Annotated in this window: 4 protein-coding genes; 2 read left to right on the top strand and 2 right to left on the bottom strand. The window is 57.9% G+C overall.

Annotated features, from left to right (window positions below; all coding sequences use genetic code 11):
* A partial coding sequence (locus tag ACRC1E_RS13370) for a helicase-related protein (protein WP_438515584.1) occupies positions 1-390 on the top strand: 390 nt, incomplete at its 5' end.
* Between the two features lie 59 nt (positions 391-449).
* Here ACRC1E_RS13370 and ACRC1E_RS13365 read toward each other — a convergent pair.
* Both ACRC1E_RS13365 and ACRC1E_RS13360 read right to left on the bottom strand, forming a co-directional pair.
* Positions 450-1,154, bottom strand: coding sequence for a TIGR01621 family pseudouridine synthase (locus ACRC1E_RS13365; protein WP_438515583.1), 705 nt, complete (start codon positions 1,152-1,154; stop codon positions 450-452).
* Complete coding sequence (locus ACRC1E_RS13360; protein ID WP_438515582.1) at positions 1,151-1,627, bottom strand: acyl-CoA thioesterase; 477 nt, start codon at positions 1,625-1,627, stop codon at positions 1,151-1,153. Before ACRC1E_RS13360 ends, ACRC1E_RS13365 begins: the two co-directional genes overlap by 4 nt.
* A gap of 288 nt (positions 1,628-1,915) precedes the next feature.
* On the opposite strand from ACRC1E_RS13360, the gene ACRC1E_RS13355 reads away from it, so the two are divergent.
* Positions 1,916-2,556, top strand: a 641-nt coding sequence (locus ACRC1E_RS13355) for an OmpA family protein (RefSeq protein ID WP_438515581.1), incomplete at its 3' end; no start/stop codon positions are given.

The raw sequence follows: 2,556 nt of genomic DNA, 5'->3' as shown, positions 1-2,556 counted from the left end.
CAGGATGGGGCACTGCAGGTTTTGGTGGCTACCGATGTGGCGGCACGCGGGCTGGATATTGCCGGACTCGACGCCGTCGTCAATTACGACCTGCCACGCGCCAGCGATGACTATATCCACCGCATCGGGCGCACCGGACGTGCCGGAGCGTCCGGTGTGGCCATCAGTTTTATCTGCGCACAAAACGAAGCCCATTTTCACCTGATCGAGAAGCGCCAGCAACAACGCGTCGCACGCGAGCAGATAGCGGGTTTCGAGCCAGAGCAGCCACTTATCCTGCCGGCACTGCAAGTTGCAGCCGATAATGGCGGCATCAAGGGCAAGCGCAAGAGCAAGAAAGACAAGCTGCGCGAAGCCGCCGCCCAAGCCGGCAACAAAGCACCCGACTAAAACGGCGAAGCCCGCAACAAGCGGGCTTCTGTCATATCAAACAGGGTGTGGCATCGTACTTATTCAGCACCCCAAATATCCCCGCAACTGCATAGTGCGGCGGCAAATGCTTCCGTTACAAACAATTCGCCGGCTATGGGCGGGGCTACAAAGCGGTGGCGTTCGCCATCCAGCATAAAACCCAGCGCATAGGCGTGCAGATAGCCGCGATCGGCAGGACTACCGCCATACAGACTATCGCCCATTATCGGCGCAGACAGGCTTTTCATTGCCACCCGCAACTGGTGGGTGCGCCCGGTCCGGGGGCGCAATACAAACAAGCGTAAACCCGGCATCACCGACGCGGTGCTAAAGCGGGTAATCGCCGGCTTGTCCAGGCTGGGGCATAGCTTCCACGCGCCACCACGCCCCTTTTCCATATCGCCTTTAATCCAGCCCTGTTTCTTGTTCGGTTTATGATCCGACAAGGCCAGATAGACCTTCTCCACCTCGCGCCCGGCAAAAGCCGCCGACAAGGCCGATGCCACAGCCGCCGAGCGCGCGATCACCAACAAACCCGAAGTGATGCGATCCAGCCGGTGCACCGGCCATAGGGCATCATCGGCCAGCCCCGCACGCAAGCCTTCCATCAGACCCGCCTCATCCCCCTCGCGGTGAAAGCTGACACCGGGCGCTTTGCTAACGATATAAAAGCGCGGATCGGTGTGAATCAGACGATAAATCGCGCTAGGTTCGATAGGCAACGGCTCGGGACGACTGCTCATAAAGCCGTTTTCATGTGTTCGGCTGCGGCAATCCGCATTTTTTTGCGTATCTGTGCGGCGGCAAAACGCTGTTTTTGCTCATCCGTGTCCAGCAATAATGGCGGCACCCGCATAGCCTTGCCCTGCTCCATGGCTACCATCGTGAAGTAACAGCTATTCGTGTGGCGCACCACTCGGGTACGGATATCCTCGGCGATGACCTTGATGCCGATTTCCATCGAAGTGTGCCCCACGTAGTTCACCATCGCCATAAACGTCACCAGTTCACCCACATGAATAGGCTGCTTGAACAGCACCTGATCCACCGACAAGGTCACCGCATAACAACCTGCATAGCGGCTGGCGCAGGCATACGCCACCTGATCCAGAAGCTTGAGCAAAGAGCCGCCATGTACATTTCCGGAAAAATTTGCCATATCCGGCGTCATCAGCACCGTCATGCTCAGTTCGCGCTGTCCCACTAAAGTATCCATTTAGTCTTTCCCATCCTTACACAGACTCCGGCACGCCCACTCATAAGTGCGACCGGAATAATAATTAACACATTGTATAATGCAAAAATAATACACATGAACGACAATTGCAGCCTCACAGCCAGATAGCCGCCCCCTTCCCGGGAAATACAGGGCGAGGCAACTGGCAAGCACGCCGCAGGCTATCTACCATAGAGCTGGCGCGTCACTTGATTGCACTGGCGACCAGACAACAATACCGACACGCCAAGCGTTCGTGTCCCTATCGCATACAGGAGTTTTACCATGCTGAAAATGTCCCATGGCCTGACCGCTGCCCTTGTGGCCGGCACCCTCGCCATTACCGGTTGCACCACCAACCCGATGACCGGCCAGCAGGAGATGAATAAAGCCGCGACTTACGGCTTGGGTGGCGCGGCCTTGTGTGGCGTAGCCGGCGCGCTGATTTCCGGCGGCAAGGGCGCACGCAACGCTGCACTCGCCTGCGGTGCCATCGGTGCCGGTGTCGGCGTTTACATGGACAAGCAGGAAAGCGAACTGCGCGCCAAACTAGCCAACACTCAGGTCCAGGTCAACCGCGTTGGTGACCAGATCAAGCTGGTGATGCCGGAAAATATTACCTTCGCACTAAACAGTGCCTCGCTGAGCAGCAGCGCCAATCGCTCGCTGGCCGAGGTCGCGAGCGTGCTTAACCAGTATCCGGAAACCACCATCACCGTCAACGGCTACACCGACAGTTCCGGCACCCAAGCTTACAATATGAAGCTGTCGCGCGAACGCGCCCAGTCTGTTGCCAATATCCTGCGCAATAACGGCGTTGCCGGCAATCGTATCGCAACCCAGGGCTACGGCCCGCAAAGCCCGGTTGCCAGCAATGCCACGGCAGACGGGCGTGCCCAGAACCGCCGCGTGGAAATCCTGATCAATCC

Origin of the sequence: Craterilacuibacter sp., from assembly GCF_051659485.1 — a bacterium.
Classification (GTDB): domain Bacteria; phylum Pseudomonadota; class Gammaproteobacteria; order Burkholderiales; family Chromobacteriaceae; genus Craterilacuibacter.
This window is presented reverse-complemented; position numbering and strand designations above follow the sequence as displayed.